This is a genomic window from Micromonospora sp. KC213 (assembly GCF_004348325.1).
In the GTDB taxonomy this organism is placed as follows: Bacteria; Actinomycetota; Actinomycetes; order Mycobacteriales; family Micromonosporaceae; genus Micromonospora.
The window spans coordinates 12725-30231 of sequence record NZ_SMKF01000062.1; the positions used below are offsets into that span (position 1 = coordinate 12725).

General features: G+C 72.9%; 14 protein-coding genes and 1 riboswitch. Of the genes, 7 read left to right on the forward strand and 7 right to left on the reverse strand.

All coding sequences use genetic code 11. The annotated features are described in order from the left end of the window. Positions 1 to 2 precede the first annotated feature (2 nt). The 5 genes from cobN to E1166_RS14925 form a co-directional block, all read right to left on the reverse strand. Positions 3 to 3671: a cobaltochelatase subunit CobN gene (gene cobN, locus E1166_RS14910; protein ID WP_132339375.1), complete on the reverse strand. Its 3669-nt coding sequence runs from the start codon at positions 3669 to 3671 to the stop codon at positions 3 to 5. Between the two features lie 123 nt (positions 3672 to 3794). Continuing rightward, positions 3795 to 3941 (reverse strand): hypothetical protein, encoded by a 147-nt coding sequence (locus E1166_RS30940; protein ID WP_165944340.1) that lies wholly within the window; start codon positions 3939 to 3941, stop codon positions 3795 to 3797. A gap of 46 nt (positions 3942 to 3987) precedes the next feature. Further along, positions 3988 to 4117: riboswitch (cobalamin riboswitch) on the reverse strand. Positions 4118 to 4249: 132 nt separating this feature from the next. Continuing rightward, positions 4250 to 4585, reverse strand: coding sequence for a hypothetical protein (locus tag E1166_RS14915; RefSeq protein WP_132339377.1), 336 nt, complete (start codon positions 4583 to 4585; stop codon positions 4250 to 4252). An 87-nt stretch (positions 4586 to 4672) separates the two neighbouring features. Then, entirely contained in the window at positions 4673 to 5569 is an 897-nt protein-coding gene (locus tag E1166_RS14920) for an aldo/keto reductase (RefSeq protein WP_132339379.1), read from the reverse strand. Positions 5570 to 5642: 73 nt separating this feature from the next. Then, positions 5643 to 6878, reverse strand: a complete 1236-nt coding sequence (locus tag E1166_RS14925) for an MFS transporter (RefSeq protein WP_243710351.1) — start codon at positions 6876 to 6878, stop codon at positions 5643 to 5645. A gap of 155 nt (positions 6879 to 7033) precedes the next feature. Between E1166_RS14925 and E1166_RS14930 the strand changes: the two genes are divergently transcribed. The 6 genes from E1166_RS14930 (at position 7034) to E1166_RS14955 (ending at position 13857) form a co-directional block, all read left to right on the forward strand. Continuing rightward, positions 7034 to 8020 carry a LacI family DNA-binding transcriptional regulator gene (locus E1166_RS14930; protein WP_132339381.1) on the forward strand — a complete coding sequence of 329 codons (987 nt, stop codon included), beginning with the start codon at positions 7034 to 7036 and terminating at the stop codon, positions 8018 to 8020. A gap of 267 nt (positions 8021 to 8287) precedes the next feature. Continuing rightward, a complete protein-coding gene (locus E1166_RS14935) occupies positions 8288 to 9985 on the forward strand; it encodes an ABC transporter substrate-binding protein (RefSeq protein ID WP_132339383.1) in 1698 nt (565 codons plus the stop codon). Between the two features lie 18 nt (positions 9986 to 10003). Next, positions 10004 to 10993: an ABC transporter permease gene (locus tag E1166_RS14940; protein WP_132339385.1), complete on the forward strand. Its 990-nt coding sequence runs from the start codon at positions 10004 to 10006 to the stop codon at positions 10991 to 10993. A 24-nt stretch (positions 10994 to 11017) separates the two neighbouring features. Continuing rightward, the gene (locus E1166_RS14945; protein WP_243710352.1) at positions 11018 to 12001 is read left to right on the forward strand and encodes an ABC transporter permease; all 984 of its coding nucleotides are present in this window, start codon (positions 11018 to 11020) and stop codon (positions 11999 to 12001) included. A 114-nt stretch (positions 12002 to 12115) separates the two neighbouring features. Further along, complete coding sequence (locus E1166_RS14950) at positions 12116 to 13051, forward strand: ABC transporter ATP-binding protein (RefSeq protein ID WP_243710353.1); 936 nt, start codon at positions 12116 to 12118, stop codon at positions 13049 to 13051. Further along, positions 13048 to 13857 (forward strand): ATP-binding cassette domain-containing protein, encoded by an 810-nt coding sequence (locus tag E1166_RS14955; RefSeq protein ID WP_132339387.1) that lies wholly within the window; start codon positions 13048 to 13050, stop codon positions 13855 to 13857. Before E1166_RS14950 ends, E1166_RS14955 begins: the two co-directional genes overlap by 4 nt. An 18-nt stretch (positions 13858 to 13875) precedes the next feature. Here E1166_RS14955 and E1166_RS14960 read toward each other — a convergent pair whose 3' ends face one another. Further along, positions 13876 to 15090, reverse strand: coding sequence for an ROK family transcriptional regulator (locus E1166_RS14960; RefSeq protein ID WP_243710354.1), 1215 nt, complete (start codon positions 15088 to 15090; stop codon positions 13876 to 13878). Between the two features lie 326 nt (positions 15091 to 15416). On the opposite strand from E1166_RS14960, the gene E1166_RS14965 reads away from it, so the two are divergent. Then, the gene (locus E1166_RS14965; protein WP_243710355.1) at positions 15417 to 16277 is read left to right on the forward strand and encodes a substrate-binding domain-containing protein; all 861 of its coding nucleotides are present in this window, start codon (positions 15417 to 15419) and stop codon (positions 16275 to 16277) included. Positions 16278 to 16398: 121 nt separating this feature from the next. Here E1166_RS14965 and E1166_RS14970 read toward each other — a convergent pair whose 3' ends face one another. After that, positions 16399 to 17505 carry an FUSC family protein gene (locus tag E1166_RS14970; protein WP_132339389.1) on the reverse strand — a complete coding sequence of 369 codons (1107 nt, stop codon included), beginning with the start codon at positions 17503 to 17505 and terminating at the stop codon, positions 16399 to 16401. Between the last annotated feature and the right edge of the window lie 2 nt (positions 17506 to 17507).

Below are 17507 nucleotides of genomic sequence, written 5' to 3' on the forward strand. Positions count from 1 at the left end.
GTTCATGCCCGATCCTCCAGGTCGCCCTCGCTGGCCAGGTACGTCTCGCGGAGCCGGTCCAGGGTGGCCGGTTCGGGAGCCGCCCACAGTCCCCGGTCGGCGGCCTCCAGCAGGCGTTCGGTGATGCCGCGCAGCGCCCACGGGTTGGACCGCTCAAGGAACTTCCGGTTCTCGTCGTCGAAGACGTACGCGGCGGTCAGCTGCTCGTACATCCAGTCGTCAACGACGCCGGCGGTGGCGTCGTAGCCGAACAGGTAGTCCACCGTGGCGGCCAGCTCGAAGGCGCCCTTGTAGCCGTGCCGGCGCATGGCGGCGATCCAGCGCGGGTTGACCACCCGGGCCCGGAACACCCGGCGGGTCTCCTCGCCGAGGGTGCGGGTCCGCACGTCGTGCGGCATCGCCGAGTCCCCCACGTACGCGGCCGGGGCCGCGCCGGTGAGGTGGCGCACCATCGCCACCATACCGCCGTGGTACTGGAAGTAGTCGTCGGAGTCGACGATGTCGTGCTCGCGGGTGTCCTGGTTCTTCACCGCCACCGCGATCCGCGCGAAGGAGCGTTCCATGTCGGCACGCGCCTCCCGGCCGTCGAGCCCCCGGCCGTACGCGTAGCCGCCCCACACGGCGTACACCTCGGCCAGGTCGGCGTCGGTGCGCCAGTTGCGGGCGTCGATCAGTGGCAGCAGCCCCGCCCCGTACGCCCCGGGTTTGGAGCCGAAGATCCGGGCGGTGGCCCGCCGCTCGTCGCCGTGCTCGGCCAGGTCGGCGGTGACGTGGGCGCGGACGAGGTTGTCGGTGTCCGGCTCGTCGAGGGCGGCGACCTGCCGTACCGCGTCGTCGATGAGCGCGACGACGTGCGGGAAGGCGTCCCGGAAGAAACCGGAGATCCGCACGGTGACGTCGATGCGGGGGCGGCCCAGCTCGGCCAGGGGCACCACCTGCACGCCGGTGACCCGGCGGGACCGGTCGTCCCAGGTCGGCCGGCAGCCGAGCAACGCCAGGACCTCGGCGATGTCATCGCCCTGGGTCCGCATGGCGCTGGTGCCCCAGACGGTGAGCCCGACCGAGCGCGGGTACGTCCCGGTGTCGGCCAGGTGCCGGGCCAGCAGCGAGTCCGCGAGGGCCACACCGACGTCCCAGGCGTTGCGGCTGGGGATGGCCTTCGGGTCGACGGAGTAGAAGTTGCGTCCGGTGGGCAGGACGTTGACCAGGCCCCGGGTGGGTGAGCCGGACGGGCCGGGCGGCACGAACCGCCCGTCCAGCGCGCCGACCAGTCGGTCGATCTCGTCGGTGGTGCGGTCGAGCCGGGGCACCACCTCACGGGCGGCGAAGCGCAGCACCTCGGCCACGTCGGGCACCGCCCGGCCGGTGACCTCCTCGACCACGGCGTCCACCGTGGTCGCCTCCCAGCCGAGGGTCTCCAGCCCGACGACCAGCCGGCGGGCCAGTGCCTCGATCAGGTCGACGGCGTCGGCGGCGGTGACCGCCGGCTGGTCCACCACCTCGGTCAACGCCGCCGGCACGGCCACCCGCTGGCCCGGCGCGGCCAGCAGCGCCTGCTCGTCGAGGCCGTACGCGGCGGCGAGGGCCTGCCGCAGGCCGGGCAGGGCACGCACGCCGCCCCAGACCTGCGGGGCACGCAACACGGCGAGGACCAGGTTCACCCTGGCCTCCCCGGTGGGGGCCTCGGCGAGGATGTGCAGGCCGTCGCGGATCTGCACGTCCTTGACCTCGCACAGGTAGCCGTCGAGGTGCAGCACGAAGTCGTCGAAGTCCTCGGCGTCGGGCATGTCCTCGGTGTGCAGGTCGTGGTGCAGTTCGGCGGCCCGGACGAGCTGCCAGATCTGCGCCTGCACGGTGGGCACCTTGGCCGGGTCGAGGGCCTGCACGGTGGCGTACTCGTCGAGCAGCTGTTCCAGCTTCGCCAGGTCGCCGTAGGTTTCCGCGCGGGCCATCGGCGGGACGAGGTGGTCGACGACGACGGCGTGGGCGCGGCGTTTGGCCTGGGTGCCCTCACCGGGGTCGTTGACGATGAACGGGTAGACCAGCGGCAGGTCGCCGAGGACGGCGTCGGGGGCGCAGTCGGCGGCCAGCCCGAGGCCCTTGCCGGGCAGCCATTCGAGGGTGCCGTGCTTGCCCAGGTGCACCACCGCGTCCGCGCCGAAGCCGCCGTCGGTGACCGGCGCGGCCAGCCACCGGTACGCGGCCAGGTAGTGGTGGCTGGGCGGCAGGTCCGGGTCGTGGTAGATGGCGACGGGGTTCTCGCCGAAGCCGCGCGGCGGCTGGATCAGCAGCGTCACGTTGCCGAAGCGCAGCCCGGCGAGGGCGATGTCGTCGCCGTCGACATACAGCTCGCCGGGGGGCTCGCCCCAGTGTTCCCGGATCGCCGCGCGCAGCTCGGCCGGCACCTGCGCGAACCACCGCCGGTAGGTTTGCCCCGGCACCCGGGCCTCGGCGGCGGCGAGCTGCTCCGGGGTGAGCCACTCCACGTCGTGCCCGCCGGCGGCGATCAGCGCGTGGATCAGCGCGTCCCCGTCGGTGGGCGGCGGGGTGTCGCCGAGGTGGTAGCCGGCGTCGGCGAGGGCGGCGAGCAACCGCACCGCCGAGGCGGGGGTGTCCAGGCCGACGGCATTGCCGACCCGGGAGTGTTTTGTCGGGTACGAGCTGAGCACCACCGCGACCCGCTTGTCGGCGTTCGGCACGTGCCGCAGCCGGGCCTGCCGCACGGCGATGCCGGCGACCCGGGCGGCGCGCTCGGGGTCGGCGGCGTAGACCGACAGCCCGTCGGCGTCGATCCGCTTGAACGAGAACGGCACGGTGACGATCCGGCCGTCGAACTCGGGGATGGCCACCTGCATGGCGGCGTCCAGCGGGGACAGTCCGGCGTCGCTGCCGGCCCACTGTTCCCGGGTGCTGGTGAGGCAGAGCGCCTGGATGACCGGGACGTCGAGGGCGGCGAGCGCGCCCACGTCCCAGGCGTCCTCGTCGCCCCCGCCGGAGGCGTCGGCGGCGACCGTGCCGCCGGCGGCGAGGACGGTCACCACCAGGGCGTCGCAGCGGGCGAAGAGGTCCAGCGGGCCGGCGCCGGGGGCCAGTCCGCGCAGCGAGCCGCAGAAGATCGGCACCGGGTTGCCGCCGGCGGCGGTGACCGCGTCGGCGAGCACGTCGACGAAGGCGGTGTTGCCGGCCAGGGCGTGTGCCCGGTAGAAGACGATCCCGATGGTGGGCCGGCCCGCTTCGGCACGGCGGTCGCCGTGCACCCCGTACGACGGGGTGGCGGCGGGCGGCGCGAAACCCTCGCCGGTGAGCAGGACCGTGTCGGAGAGGAACCGGGCCAGCTGGGCGAGGTTCTCCGGGCCGCCTTCGACCAGGTAGGACAGCGCTTCGGTGGCGACCCCGGCGGCCACGGTGGAGGCGGCCATCAGCTCGGCGTCGGGCACCGCCTCGCCGCCGAGGACGACCGTCGGCACGCCGGAGGCGAGCACCGCGGCGAGGCCGTCCGGCCACGCCTGGCGGCCGCCGAGCAGCCGTACGACGGCCAGGTCGACGCCGTCGAGCAGCGCCGGCACGGCGTCGACGGCGACCCGGGTGGGGTTGGCCAACCGGTAGTCGGCGCCGCTGGCGCGGGCGGCGAGCAGGTCGGTGTCGGCGGTGGACAGCAGCAGGATGCGCACGGGCGGCTCCGGAGACTGACACCCGGACTGCCCGCGAGGACGGTCGGGCGACGACGAGGGGTGGGCGCGGGGCCGACGGGCACGCCGGGCGTGGTTCGCCCCGGCCGGCGGAACCCGGCGGCGTCAGCGGTGCGCGGTGCGGCGACCGGCGCGGAGGCGGCCGGTCGGCAGGGCGGTGCCGGGGGTGGCGGTGTGGCGGATCGGTGGTGCGGCGGCGCGCCGGGAACGGGTGCGACGGAAGCCGCCTGCGGTGGGGACGCTGCGCGTCATCGGGTCCTCCTCGGGTGTCCACGCCCTGGGGTCAGCCCGACGGCCGAAGTATCCTGGCTCCCGGATCGACGCTCACCCCCGGCCTTCCAACCGCAGACACACGGCCGTGGCGCACGAGGGGGGATCGCTCCCCGGTGACAGTGGCGGGACCGCGCCGGAATCACACCGGCTTCCTTCACTGCCGTCAGGCCGCGAATGCTGCCATACCCGCCGCCACCGGGTCAACGCGCCGCCGTCGGCTGCTCAGCTGTACCGGCGGCCCCGGCGTGTCGAGTGCCCGGTCGTCACCGTGTCGGTCGGTAGCGGCCTCAGCGCATCCGGCGCTCCGGGTGGGCCCGGTTCCAGGCGCGCATCCGCTCCGGGTAGCCGGTCTTCGCCGCCTCGTACAGCGGCACCGCGTACCGATGGGCCAGCTTCGCCGCCACGCGGGGCGAGCCGGTGCGGCGGCGGATCCACTCGCCGTCGTGGGCGATCGCCACCACGGTGGTGTCGGTGGCGGTGGTCTCCGGTTCGAGGTAGAACTCGACGCCGTGCCGGCTGGTCACGAACGCCTCCAGCGCGGCCAGATCGTCCCGGGTGGCCTCCCGGTCGAGCTTCGTCGGGGTCCCCTCCACGGTCCGGGACCGCCGGCTGAACCAGCCCATCTGCCCGCTCCTTCCCTCGGCTGACCTCCAGTGGAGCACCCGAACCTGTCAGCAGGCTGCGAGGACGGTGACAACGAGCTGACCGCGTCAGCCGAGCGCGGCCAGGTCCGTGTCGGTCAGCCGCAGCGCGCCGGCGGCGACGTTCTCCACCAGGTGCGCCGGGTCGCCGGTGCCGGGGATGGCCAGCACGTGCGGCCCCTGGTGCAGGGCCCAGGCGAGGCGTACCTGCTGCGGGGTCGCCCCGTGCGACCGGGCCACCGCCCGCACGGCGTCGGCGTGCTCGGTCACCGCGCCGGACTCCCGCCGCTTCCCGGCCAGGGTGAAGAACGGCACGTACGCCACCTGCCGTGCCCCGCACTCGCGCAGCAGCGCGTCCTGGTCGCCCCGGTTGTCGAGGGCGTAGGTGTTCTGCACGCAGACCACCGGGGCGATCGCCTGCGCCTCGTCGAGGTGGTCGAGGCGGACGTTGGACAGGCCCAGGTGCCGGATCAGTCCGGCCTCGCGCAGCGCGGCCAGGGCGCCGAAGGACCCGGCGACCCGGTCCCGTCCCGGCCGCTTCACGATCCGCAGGTTGACCACGTCGAGGTGGTCGCGGCCGAGCCGGCGCAGGTTCTCCTCCACCTGGGCGCGCAGCCCGGCCGGCGAGGCGTCCTCGCGCAGACCGCCGGCCGGGTCGTACGCGAAGCCGACCTTGGTGGCGATCACCAGGTCCTGCGGGTACGGGGCGAGCGCGGCGCGGATCAGCTCGGTGGCGTACCGGGCCGGCCCGGTGCCGACGTTGAGGGTGCCGCCGGGCGAGACGTAGAACGCGGCGGTGTCGATGTGGTTCACGCCCAGCGCGACGGCGCGGCGTAGCACACCGATCGCCCGGCCGGGGTCCGGATGTGGGGTGATCCGCATGGAGCCGAAGCCCATCCGGTGCACGGTCGCGTCGCCCAGGGTCCAACTGCCCGCGGCAGCCGCGGTGATCTCCTCGACTGGCATCCGGCGACGGTAGCCAGCCCGGCCGCTGCCCACAGTCCGTCATCCACCCGATACCACTGGCTGCGGCGCGCTGCTACGTTCTATCCATGGGGCGGTCCGCCGGTGGGCGGGTCACCGGCACCAGGGCCAGCGTCGGGATCAGCAGCAGCGGCACCACCAGCAGCGCGGGCAGCGTCCCCACCCGGTCACCGAGCAGGCCCAGCAGCGGCGGGCCGGCCAGGAACGCCGTGTAGCCGATCACGGCGACCACGCTGACCCGGACGGCGGCGTGGTCCTCGTCGTCGGCGGCGGCGCTCATCCCGACCGGGAAGCCGAGCGAGGCCCCGATCCCCCACAGCGCCACCCCGACCGTCGCCACCGGCTGGCTGCCGGCGAGCACCGCAAGACCCGCGCCGAGCGCGGCGAGCAGGATGGTGCCGAACAACACCGGCACCCGGCCCCAGCGGTCGATCAGGACGGTGCCGGCGGTCCGGCCGAGGGTCATGCCGGCGACGAAGATGCCGAAGACAGCCGCCCCGGTCGCCTCGCTGACGCCGTACCCGTCGATGAAGGCGACCGCGATCCAGTCGGTGGCGGTACCCTCGGTGAACGCCATGACCAGGACCAGCGCGCCGAGGAGCAGGGTGCGTGGCTCCCGCCAGGCGGCCCACAGGCCACCGCGACGGGCCGCACCGCCGTCGGTGTCCGCCGAGGCGGGCGGCGCCGGCAGGAACGCCCGCGCGCCGATCAGCGTGCCGCCGAGCACCACGGCGGCCAGCACGCCCAGGTGCGCCCAGATCGGCAGCCCGACCCGGGCGGCGCCGGCGCCGAGCCCCGCACCGGCCACCGTGCCCAGGCTCCAGGCGGCGTGGAAGCGGGGCAGGATGGTGCGCCCGAGCCGCTTCTCCACCGCCGCACCCTCGACGTTCATCGCGACGTCGCAGGCGCCACACCCGTAGCCGAGGGCGACCAGTCCGACCGCCACCCCGGGCAGCCAGCCGGCCAGCCCGGTGGCGAGCCCGGTGACGGTCAGCCCGAGGGCGACCAGCACGGTGGCGGCCACCACCGTGCGGGCCGGGCCGAGCCGCTGGGTGACCAGCCCGGCCGTGGACAGGGCGAGCACCGCTCCGGCCGACATGGCCATCAGCAGCAGTCCGAGCCGGCCGGCGCTGAGGTCGAGCGCCTCCCGTACCGCCGGGACCCGGGAGAACCAGGTGGCCACAGCGAGACCGTTGAGAGCGAAGACCACCGCGACGCCGGTGCGGGCGGCCAGCACCGCCGGGGGTACGGCGGAGGCGGTCGGTGCGGTGACCGGATCGGCTGGCCTCACGGGTTTCCTCTCGTCGACGTCCTGCCCGACGATCGCACACCTGAGAGCGCTACCAGCACAACCTCCCCCGCCCCCCTTACCGGACGCCACCGGACGAGGCATGATCATGACAGAGGGCGCTCCCACCCATCACCGACCACGACGTGGAGGACCTCATGACCCCGTCGCACCGCCCGACCACCCTGGACGACGTGGCCCGGCTCGCGGAGGTGTCCCGTTCGACCGCGTCCCGGGTCATCGCGGGCACCGGCTTCGCCTCGCCGGCCGCCCGGGATCGGGTGCGGGCCGCCGTGGACCGCCTCGGGTACGTGCCGAACGCCACGGCCCGGGCGCTGGCGCGTGGCGGCGGGGTCCGGCTGGTGGTGGCGGTCTGCGGCGTCACCACCGCCGTCCTGGACGACCCGTACGTCGAGCGGGTGGTGGGCGCCGCCGCGCGGGCCTGCGCCGCGTACCCGGCGGGGGTGGTGCTGCAGTGGCTGCCGCTGCACGGCGCGACCACACTGGAGCGCATCGCGCAGGACCGTGGCGTCGCCGGGGTGGTGCTGGTCAACGCCACCGAGCCGTTGCTCGACGCGGTTCCGGCCGAGCTACGGGGCCGGATCGCCTCGATCGGCATCGGCTCCCCGACGGTGCCCTCCTTCGACGTGGACAACGCCGACGGTACCGACCAGGTCGTCCGCCACCTGTACGCCTCCGGCCGCCGCCGGATCGCGATGGTGACCGGCCCCCGGTGGCTGCCCTGCGCCGGCCGCGCCGTCGCGGCCTACCGACAGGTCATGCGGGAGACCGGACTGCCGGTCCGCCTGGTGCCCGGCGACTTCACCGCCCGGCGGGGCCGGGCGGCAGCCGGTGAACTGCTGGCCCGGTGGCCCGACACCGACGCCGTCTTCGCCGTCAGCGACCTGACCGCGTTGGGGGTGATCGCCGGGCTCGGGGAGACCGGCAGGCGGGTGCCCGGCGACATCGGGGTCGCCGGGTTCGACGACATCCCGCACGCCGCGCTGAACACGCCGGCCCTCACCACCGCCAGCCACCCGGTCGGCTCCATCGCCGCCGCGGCGGCCACCGCCGTGCTGCACGGCCGGCCCGTCCCGCCGGTGACCTCGTTCCCCTCCGCGCTGGTGCGCCGCACGAGCGCCTGAGGTCCGGCCCGATCCACGCCGCGCGACCACCTGCCACCCGGGTCGGCCGTCGGCGCCGTCGTCGTGCCGGGGGCGCCCGGAGCCACCCCGGTCCCGCGGTGCATTGATGGCCTTCCGCACCGCCCGGTTGGCCGTCACCGGAGCAGCCATCGACATCGTTACTTGACATCCCTAACTTAAGCAGCTTAATAATGGCTTGACGAGCCGGCGCTGCCCGCTCCGAAGCATCGCCGCTTCACCACGGCGATCCGACAGAGGGATCTGCTGATGTCACTCTTCTCGCGACGCCTGGTCCGGCGTCTCGGTGTCTTCACCGTCCTGTCCACCGCGGCGGCGCTCACGCTCACCGCGTGCTCCGACGACTCCCCCGGCACCTCCGACAACGCCGCGAACAGCTCCATCAGCATCAATGGGACCGCCTCCACCATCGTCGAGAACTGGAACCCGTTCTCACCGACGCAACTGCAGCCCACGTTGGGCGTCATCCACGAGGCGCTCTACTACTACAACCTGGCCAGCGACGTCCCGCCGCGACCGATGCTGGCGACCGCGTACTCCTGGGACACCGCCGGCAAGCAGCTGACGATCACCACACGTGAGGGCGTCAAGTGGTCCGACGGCCAGCCGTTCACCGCCAGGGACGTCGCCTTCACCTTCGAACTGATCCGCAAGAACAAGGCGATCAACGGCAGCGGTCTCGCGCTCGCCTCGGCGAAGGCCACCGACGACAAGACCGTCGTGTTGACGTTCCCGACCACCTCGTTCACCACCGAACCGGGCATCCTCGGCAACACGGCGATCATTCCGGAGCATGTCTGGAGCAAGATCAGCGACCCGGCGAAGACCACCAACCCCAAACCGGTCGGCACCGGCCCGTACAAGCTCAAGTCGCTGAACGCGCAGGGTTTCGTGATGGAGAAGAACCCGAACTACTGGCAGCCGGGCAAGCCGGAAATCCAGACGGTCCGCTACATCACCCTGGCCACCGCCGACGCGGCGAGCGCCGCGCTGACCGCGGGCCAGGTGGACTGGATGAGCTCGTACATCCCGAACCTCGACAAGATCATCGAAGGCCACAAGAACCTCACCTATGTGAACACGCCGGCCCTGACGGCGTCGATCTTCACCTGCTCGAACGCGGCCTTGGGCTGCAAGGGCCCCCAGACCGACCGGGCCGTACGCCAGGCCATGTACCACGCGCTCAACCGCGACCAGCTCAACAAGCTGGCCGGTGGCGGCTTCGCCGGGACGGCCTCGCCGACGCTGCTGCTGCCCGATCGTGACCAGAAGTGGATCGCGGATCCGGCCCACCTCAGGACGCCGGGCGGCCCCGATGTGGCCAAGGCCAACCAGATCCTGGATGCGGCCGGCTGGGTCAGGGGCGCCGACGGCATCCGCAGCAAGGGCGGCGAGCGGCTGTCGATGCGGATCCAGACCGTGACCGGCTGGAGTGACTTCATCTCGCTCAACGACGCGATGGCGCAGCAGTTCAAGGAGGCCGGCATCGAACTGAAGCCCACCCAGTTGTCCTCCAACGAGTGGAACAACAACCAGGTGCAGGGCAAGTTCCAGTTGTCGCTCGACTCGATCGGCCTGGGCGCGTCGTCCAACCCGTACTTCACCTACAACGGGCGCTACACCTCGGCCACCACGGCGAGGGTCGGCGAGTCGGCCGGCACCTCCGGCAACTACGCCCGCTACAGCAACCCGACGGTCGACCAGGCGGTCGCGGCCGCCGCAGCGACCAACGACGAGAACGTGCAGAAGCAGCATTACGCCACGATCCAGGCGCAGATCGTCCAGGACCTGCCGTACATCCCGATCTACCTGAACTCGACGCTGACCCAGTTCAACACCAGCCGGGCGACCGGATGGCCGACCAACGACAACAAGTACGCCTTCCCGGCCACCTGGAAGTCGTGGGACAGCGGCATCGTCCTGAGCACCCTGAAGCCGGCCGGCTGAGCGGCGTCGGCGGCCGACGTGCACTACCTCCTGCGGAAGGTCGGGTTCTACGTGATCGCCCTGTGGGCGGCGCTCACGGTGAACTTCATCATCCCCCGACTCATGCCGGGCGACCCGGTCTCGCTGCTCATCGCCAAGCTCGGGCAGCGCGGACCGGTGACCCCGGAAGCCAGGGCCTCCATCGAGGCGCTGCTCGGCACCGACACCGACCAGCCCCTGCTCGCGCAGTACATCGACTACCTGGGCAACCTCGCCGTCGGCGACCTGGGCCAGTCGGTGGCGTACTTCCCGGCTCCGGTCACCTCGATCATCGGCCAGACGCTGCCGTGGACGATCGGGCTCATCGGCCTGGCGACGGTCATCTCGTTCCTGCTGGGCATCGGGCTCGGCACCATCGCCGGGTGGAAACGCGGGTCGTGGCTGGACAACCTGATCCCGGTGACCACGATGTTCCAGTCGGTGCCGTACTTCTGGCTGGCACTGATCCTGCTCTTCGCGTTCGGCAGCAGGTGGCAGGTCTTTCCGCTCAACGGCGGCTACGACATCTACGACACGGTGCCCGGCTGGAACGCGGAGTTCATCGGCTCGGTCCTCTACTACGGCACGCTGCCCGCGCTGAGCATCATCGTCTCGTCGGTCGGCGGTTGGATGCTCGGCATGCGCAACATGATGGTCTCGACGCTGTCCGAGGACTACCTGCTCACGGCCGAGGCCAAGGGCCTGCGGCCGGGCCGGATGATGCGCACGTACGCGGCGCGCAACGCGATCCTCCCGTCGATCTCGGGCTTCGCGATCTCGCTGGGTTTCGTCGTGGCCGGCTCGATCGTCACCGAGACGGTGTTCTCGTACCCCGGGATCGGCTCGGCGCTGCTGGAGGCGGTCGGCAGTAACGACTACGCGCTGATGCAGGGCATCTTCCTGGTCATCACACTCTCCGTGCTCGGCGCCAACCTGCTGGTCGATCTCCTGTACTCGGTCATCGACCCGCGTACCCGAGCGCGGACGTGACCGGCGTCGGAAAGGACGAATGACGTGGCATTGACCACCCACGCCGCCGAGCCCGTGGGCGGCACCGGGGGCCTCCCGGCCGGCTCGGCGGCGCAACGCACCCGGCGGCGTCGGCTCGGCCTGCCGCCGATGACGGCCAAGCTCGCCACCGGCCTGATCATCAGCGGTGCGATCCTGCTCTTCGGGTTGCTCGGGCCGTTCGTCGTACAGGATCCGACCCGGGTCGACGACATCGGCCTGACCGGACCCAGCAGCGCACACCTGATGGGCACCACCCAGACCGGCCAGGACGTGCTGGCCCAACTGGCGTACGCCACGCGCGGCTCGCTGACCATCGGCGCGATCGTCGGCGTGCTCACCCTGCTGCTGTCCGGGTTCTTCGGCGTGGTGGGCGCCTACGCGGGCGGCTGGGTGGACGAGGTCTTCTCCCTGTTCACCAACATCATGCTGGTCATCCCCGGGCTGCCACTGGTGATCGTGATCTCCAGCTACGTGCCGGACAAGAGCTTGTGGCTGGTCGCGCTGGTGCTCTCCCTCACCGGCTGGGCCGGGTCGGCGCGGGTGCTGCGCGGGTACACGCTGAGCCTGCGCAACCGCGACTACGTGCTGGCCTCACGGGTGGCCGGGGAGAAACGCTGGCGGATCCTCACGGTCGAGATCCTGCCCAACCTGATCCCGCTGCTGGCCTCGCAGATGGTGTTCGCCGTCATCTTCGCCATCCTCGGCGAGGCCGGACTCTCCTATCTCGGCCTCGGTGCGAGCGGCTCGATCAGCTGGGGCACGATGCTCTACTACGCCCAGAACGGCCTCGCGCTGCGGCTCGGCGCGTGGTGGTGGTTCGTGCCACCGGGTCTTCTGCTGGCGCTGTTCGGCGCGGCGTTGTCGCTGATCAACTTCTCGATCGACGAGATCATCAACCCCAAGCTGCGCAACCAGACCCGGGCCGCCCGCCGCAGCTGGCTGATGTCCCGCAAACAGCTGGAGACCGCCAAGGAGGCCACCCTGTGAGCGCGAGGAGCGAGCCGGGTTCGCGAGCCCCGCAGTCGCGAACGGAGGCGATGCTGTGAGCGCGAGGAGCGAGCCGGGTTCGCGAGCCCCGCAGTCGCGAACGGAGGCGATACTGTGAGCGGACCGAGGCCAGCGCCACCGGTCCGGCCCGTGGTGTCGGCGCCGGTCCTGACCATCGAGAACTTCAGCGTCGACTACCTCGTGGACCCGGTCGTGCACGCGGTGCGGAACGTCTCGCTCACCCTGCGCCGGGGCGAGGTGCTCGGCCTCGCCGGAGAGAGCGGCTGCGGCAAGAGCACCCTCGCGTACGGCATCGTGCGGCTGCTCAAGCCGCCGGCGGCGATCGTCTCCGGCCGGGCGGTGTTCCACTCCCGGGAGGGCATCGAGCTCGACTGGAACCTGCTGGACGCCGAGGAGTTGCGGGCCACCCGGTGGGACAAGATCTCCATGGTGTTCCAGGGGGCGATGAACTCCCTGAACCCGGTCATCTCGATCCGGGACCAACTCGAGGACGTCTTCACCACCCACCGTCCCGAGATGGGCCGACGCGAGCGCCGCCAGCGCTGCGCCGACCTGCTCGAGCGGGTCGGCGTGGACCCCGCCCGGCTACGCGCGTACCCCCACGAGCTCTCCGGCGGGATGCGCCAGCGCGTCATGATCGCCATGGCCATGGCGTTGGAACCCCAGATCATGATCATGGACGAGCCGACGACCGCGCTGGACGTCGTCGTCCAGCGCGAGATCCTGCGCGAGATCACCCGGTTGCGCGACGAGTTGGGTTTCGCCGTCATCTTCATCACCCACGACCTGCCGCTGCTGCTGGAGATCAGCGACCGGATCGCGGTGATGCGCGCCGGCGAGGTGGTGGAGTTCGGCGACGCGCTCAGCCTCTACACCGACCCGCAGCACGACTACACCGAGCAGCTCCTGGCGTCCTTTCCCAGCCTGACCGGCGAGCGCGGCTCCTTCGTGCGCGGCGGCATGGACGAGCGGCTGCTGGCCCTCGACGCGGTCCGACTCGACGATCCGAACGCAGGGAGCACCGCGTGACCACCTTGACGGCCGAGCACCTGGTGAAGAACTACCACCTCCGGCGGGGCCTGCGCGGCGGCACGCTACGGGCGGTCGACGACGTCAGTTTCACCCTGGAGCCGGGACGGACCGTCGCGCTCGTCGGGCAGAGCGGCAGTGGCAAGTCGACCATCGCCAAGCTTCTGCTGCAGCTCGAACGCCCCACCGCGGGCCGGATCCTCATCGACGGCGAGCCGGTGCAGCGGCGGGGCGGCGGACTGAGCCGCTACCGCCGCACCGTGCAGATGGTGTTCCAGGATCCGTTCGCCTCGCTCAACCCGTACCACACCGTCGAGCACCACCTCGAACGTCCGATCCGCCTGCACCAGCCGAAACTGTCCAGGGATGAGGTGCACCGCCGCGTCCTGCACCTATTGGAGCGCGTCCGGCTGACCCCCACCGAGAACGTCGCCGCCCGCCGGCCGCACCAGTTGTCCGGCGGCCAGCGCCAGCGCGTCGCCATCGCCCGGGCGCTGGCACCCGGGCCCGGCGTCCTCATCGCCGACGAGCCGGTGTCCATGCTGGACGTCTCGATCCGACTCGGCGTGCTGAACCTACTGGCGACGTTGCAGCGCGAGGAGGACCTCGGCGTGCTCTACATCACCCACGACCTGGCCACGGCCCGGCACTTCGCCGACGAGATCCTGGTCATGTACCGGGGGCGGATCGTCGAGCGGGGCGATGCCGACGAGGTCATCCTCCGGCCCCGGCACGAGTACACGAAGACGCTCGCCGCCGCAGCGCCGAATCCGGAGCGCAGGCTCAGCGAACTGCGCGGTGGATGAGCAGGCCGCGGGTGCTTGTCAGCGGCGCATGCTGGACTGCAGCACCACGGCGGCCGCGCCGGTCGCCGACGCGGTGGCCGCGGCCAGCGACACCGTCACGGACACCGAGCGGCGCCAGGTGCGGGCGTCCGCGGCGGCGATGCGCGACGTGATCGCCGGGCCGTAGACGAAGGACGCCGCGGCGAAGCCGGGGCCGGTGAGTACGAGCAGGTCGATGTCGAGCAGGTTGACCACCGACTCCGCGGCCGCGGCCACGTAGCGTGCCGAGTCGTCGAGCAGCGCCCGGCAGGCGGGGGCGCCGGTGCGGGCCGCGCGGGCGACGGCGGCGAAGTCGGCCGCCACACTGCGCCGCGTGTCGGCTGCGTCCAGGCCCGCCTCGCCGGCGGCCACCGGATCGGCCAGCGCCGCCGCGACGACGGCCTGTGGACCGGCAAGCACCTCGAGGCAGCCGCTGCTGCCGCACCAGCACGGCGGGCCGTCGATCTGCAAACACAGGTGGCCGAACTCGCCGGCGTTGGCCTGGGCGCCGCGCAGCGCGACGCCGTCGATGACGATGCCCGCCCCGATGCCGCTGCCCATGTAGAGCGCGGCGAAGGCGCGGGTCGGTCCGACCCGGGCGACCCAGTACTCTCCGACGGCTGCGGCCGTCGCGTCGTTCTCGACCAGTACCTGCATCCCGGTGGCCGCCGCGAGCCGGCGGTCGAGGTCGTCCCCGCGCCAGCCGCGCAGGTGGGTCGGCGCCTGCTCGGGGTGCACCCCGGGTCCGTGCGGGCCGGGCCAGACGACGCCGACGCCCAGGCACCGTGCCGGGTCCACGCCCGAGGCGTCGATGAGCACGGCGACGTCGGCGGCTAGTCCCCGCACCAGGGTGTCCGGGTCGGCACCGGCCGGCGCGGGCCGGGCCAGCCGGGAGATCACCCCGCCGGTCTGACCGGTGAGCACGTACGTCGTGGTGTCCTCGTCGAGGTGGATGCCCACCGCGACCCGGGCGACCGGATCGAGGCGCAGCAGGGTGCGCGGCTTGCCGCCGGTGGGACTGCGGCCGGTCTCCCGGACCAGGCCCTCCTCGATCAGCCGGCGGACGGTCATCGACACCGCGGCCTCGGTCAGCCCGGTCATGGAGGCCAGTTCGACGCGGCTCAGCGGCTCCGCGGAGCGGATGGCGTCGAGAATGCTCTCCCGGGCGCCGGTGCGCCGGCTGCGGCCGACCGGAGTGAGTGCGTTACCGCTCACAGCCAGCTCACTGTCTCCTCAGCCGATGCCCCCATCGTCACCGGGGTCACGCGCACCGCGAGGCACCACCGCCCGAAACAGCGGGCCACGGGTGTCGCGTACGACGCCGACCCGGCAGTGGTCGATCGGGCACACCCCCGCGTACAGTCAACCATGGATCTCCTTTGGTGTCGGCGCCGTTGACGACCTTCATTCAGTTACTTAAGAATATAGGGCCGGCCGTTCCCCCGAGATGACGGGACACCTTCGATGAGAGACAACCTCCACTCGGGCTGGACGGTACGCGCCGTCGGCGGCCCGGTGCCCCCGGAGGACTGAGGGCGGCCGTGGACACCACGACCGGCCCCCGTCTGATCGGCCTCGTGCTGACCGAGAACGCCGCCCAGGTCGGTGTCGAGCCCTTCTTCATGGAGCTGATCGCCGGCATGGAACAGGTCCTCGCGCCGACCGGTGCCGGCGTGCTCCTGCTCGTGGTCGCCGACCTGGCGGCGGAGCTGGCGACCTACCGACGCTGGGCGGATGAGGACACCGTCGAGGCGGTGGTCGTGGTCAACATCGTGCACGCCGACGTCCGCCCGGAGACGCTGGCGGCGCTGGGCCTGCCGGCGGTGCTCGCCGGCCGCTACACCGGGCCGGCGACGCTCACCGGCGTGGTCACCGACGACGCAGGCGCGATGACCGCGGCGATCGACCTGCTGGTCACCCTCGGACACCGGGTGATCGGCCGGGTCAGCGGACCGGCCGGGCTGGTGCACACCGCCGAGCGCACCGCCGCCATGCACGCGGCGGCCGAGCGCCTCGGCCTGCAGGTACGGATCGTCGAGGCCGACTACAGCGCCGAGGCCGGCGTGCGAGCCGCCCGCGAACTGCTCGCCGGTCGCCCCGCGCCGACCGCCGTCATCTTCGACAACGACGTCATGGCCGCAGCCGCCGAGGAGGACCTGGTGCGCTCCGGCCGCCGGGTGCCGGATCAGGTGAGCCTGCTCGCCTTCGCCGACTCGGCGCTGTGCGAGCTGGCGGTGCCTCCGTTGTCGGCGATGAGCATCGACGCCCACGAGCACGGTGTCAGTCTCGGCCGGGCCGTGCTCGACGTGCTGACCGGCGCCGCGCGCCAGGACCGTGCCGGCCCGCCGATCCGGATGCAGCAGCGGGCCAGCACCGGCCCGGCCCCGGGCGGGATCAGCTGAGTCCGTCGCTGACGGCGTTCGCCGGCTGAACGCCTGGTGGCCAGGCCATCCTGCCGTCGCGTCGACACGGCGCCGGGCACCTCGCCGCCTGCGTCGCCGGCGCGGCACCGGGACCCGGCCGCTACAGCGGGGGCAGGCCGAGCGCCTCGTCGACCCGGGCCAGTACCGCCGCGTCGTCGTCGGCCCGTACGCCTCGCAGCAGGTCGATGGCGGTGGCCCGCACCTGCCCGACGATCACCGCCAGCGGCAGCGTGTGCCCCTGGGTGAACAACCGCCCGACGGCCCGTACCGCCGCCAGGGCCGCGGCGTCGGCCTGCTCGGCGTACCGGTCGGCGGTGGTGTCCGCGCCGTCGAGGTCGGCGGCGAGCGCACCACCCGCCGCCCGGATCGCCTCCGCCAGCACCCGCAGTGCCGTGACCAGCTCGTCGGGCACCGGGCCGGGCAGCCGGTTGCAGGTCACCCCGGCCCGGGCGAGCACCCGCACGTTGCGTACCGCGTAGTCGGTCTGGGCGAGGGAGGCGTCCACGGTGCGCAGCCGGCCGATGTGTCGGCGGCGGCGCACGTTGAGCCGCAGCGCCTCTCCGGCGGCGAGCGCGGCGGTACGCAGCCGCTCCACCCCGGCGTCGAGTCCACGGGCCCGGTCCAGGGCGGCCCGGGCGGCCGTCTCGTCGCGCCGCGCCAGCGCGGCGGCCACCTCCTCCACCACCTCGGCCGTCGCGTCGAAGGTGCGCCGGAACTCGGCCACCAGCGGCGCGAGCGGCCGGCGGGCGTCGACGAGCTGGCTGGCCACCACCGCCACCGCGCCGCCGATCAGCGCGTCGACGAACCGGAACGGCACCAGCGACTCGGTCGGCGGGGAGACCACCACCAGGTAGAGCGCCGACACGGCGGCCTGGACCACGCTGATGCTGCTCGCGCCGATCGCCACAGCCAGCGCGACGGTCAACAGGATGACGGTGAACACCGTCCCGGTGCTGCGCGGCCCGAGCGCCTGGATCACCAGGTCGGCGACGAGCACACCGGCGGCCACCCCGAGCACCACCTCGATCGCCCGGCGCATCCGCTGCCCGCGCGCCTGGCCGAGCACGATCAGCGCGGCGGCCGGGGCGAAGAACGGCTGCGGATGGCCGACCAGCCGGGTGGCCAGCAGCCACGCCACGGTCGCCGCCAGGGTCGCCTCGACGACCGGCACCCAACCCTGCCGCAGCCGTACGGCGGCCTCCCGCAACC

What these genes read in the sequence shown, in the direction of transcription:
- E1166_RS30940 (WP_165944340.1), bottom strand. Translation starts at nt 3,941, where the DNA reads ATGACGCGCAGCGTCCCCACCGCAGGCGGCTTCCGTCGCACCCGTTCC.
- E1166_RS14915 (WP_132339377.1), bottom strand. Translation starts at nt 4,585, where the DNA reads ATGGGCTGGTTCAGCCGGCGGTCCCGGACCGTGGAGGGGACCCCGACG.
- E1166_RS14920 (WP_132339379.1), bottom strand. Translation starts at nt 5,569, where the DNA reads ATGCCAGTCGAGGAGATCACCGCGGCTGCCGCGGGCAGTTGGACCCTG.
- E1166_RS14930 (WP_132339381.1), top strand. Translation starts at nt 7,034, where the DNA reads ATGACCCCGTCGCACCGCCCGACCACCCTGGACGACGTGGCCCGGCTC.
- E1166_RS14935 (WP_132339383.1), top strand. Translation starts at nt 8,288, where the DNA reads ATGTCACTCTTCTCGCGACGCCTGGTCCGGCGTCTCGGTGTCTTCACC.